The organism is Liquorilactobacillus sicerae (assembly GCF_029916425.1).
Classification (GTDB): Bacteria; Bacillota; Bacilli; order Lactobacillales; family Lactobacillaceae; genus Liquorilactobacillus; species Liquorilactobacillus sicerae.
The window spans coordinates 1-584 of sequence record NZ_JAHAVQ010000112.1 but is presented as its reverse complement, the minus strand read 5'-3'; the positions used below and the strand labels follow the sequence as shown (position 1 = coordinate 584).

General features: G+C 33.4%; 1 protein-coding gene. It reads left to right on the top strand.

Annotated features, from left to right (window positions below; translation table 11 throughout):
- Positions 1-296: substrate-binding domain-containing protein (locus tag KH893_RS11510; RefSeq protein WP_281166242.1), on the top strand; the 296-nt coding region annotated here is incomplete at its 5' end.
- Between the last annotated feature and the right edge of the window lie 288 nt (positions 297-584).

Below are 584 nucleotides of genomic sequence, written 5' to 3'. Positions count from 1 at the left end.
CTTTTAAGCCAACCGCTATTTTTACATTAAGTGACGAATTAGCAATCGGGGTTCTTGGAGGCATTTATGATCAGGGCTTAAAAGTTCCGGACAATTATTCTTTGGTTGGTTATGATGATACGGATTATGCAGAATTTATAAATCCAAAACTAACAACGGTTAGGCAACCAATATCTTTATTAGCTAAGTATGCTTTGGAAATGTTGGAAAATAGAATTTCCGATTCAGAACTAAAACAACAAATAAGAGCCGTCGATGTTGAATTAATTATCCGTGATTCAACGAAGAAAATTTAATTTTATTAACAACTTGTAAGGGTTACCGATTAAATTTACTATACTTAGATTATATTTATTCATAAATCGTTTTGACAATAATCAGTTTTATCTGTGTATTGAAAGCAGGATCGAGGATATTGATTGTCTTGCTTAATTGGAGGAGAGAATCATCGAAAAACAAGCCAAAAAAATTGTTGTTCTTGGGTCGTTAAATGTTGATACAATTCAACATTTAAATAAGCTGCCAAAAAGAGGCGAAACGATTCACTTAAGTGAATTGACAAGCGCTCCGGGAGGAAAAGGAGC